Source organism: Haloferax sp. Atlit-6N (assembly GCF_003383195.1).
Taxonomy (GTDB): Archaea; Halobacteriota; Halobacteria; order Halobacteriales; family Haloferacaceae; genus Haloferax; species Haloferax gibbonsii.
Window position 1 is genome coordinate 1 of the sequence record NZ_QEQJ01000293.1, and the last position, 469, is coordinate 469.

1 protein-coding gene is annotated in these 469 nt (G+C 67.0%); it reads right to left on the bottom strand.

What is annotated here, in order from left to right:
• Positions 1-469, bottom strand: a 469-nt coding sequence (locus DEQ92_RS22415) for a molybdopterin cofactor-binding domain-containing protein (RefSeq protein WP_147299592.1), incomplete at both ends; no start/stop codon positions are given.

Sequence of the window (469 nt, forward strand, 5' to 3'; positions counted from 1 at the left end):
TCGCGAGCACGTCGACCTTCACGCCCTGGATCACGCCGTCCGCGGCGGCGGCGATCTCGCCCGTCATATCGTAGTCGCGGGCGAATCCCGTCGTCTGAATGTTCTCAGAACGCTCTTCGATCCACTTCACGGGCTGTTCGAGGACGTAGGACGCGGCGGCCGCGACGACGTAGCCCGGGTAGATCGGCACCTTGTTCCCGAAGCCACCGCCGACGTCCGGGCTCACGATGCGGACCTTGTGTTCGGGGATGCCCGACACCTGCGAGAACAGGGTTCGGTGGGCGTGCGGCGCCTGCGACGTCATATGCACCGTCATCTTGTCGTTGCCGGGGTCCCAGTCGGCGACGGCCCCGCAGGTCTCGATCGGGGCCGGGTGGAGCCGCTGGTACTCCATCTGCTCTGTGACGGTGACGTCGGCATCCGCGAAGGCCTCCTCGGTCGCCTCCTTGTCGCCGGTGTCCCAGTCGAA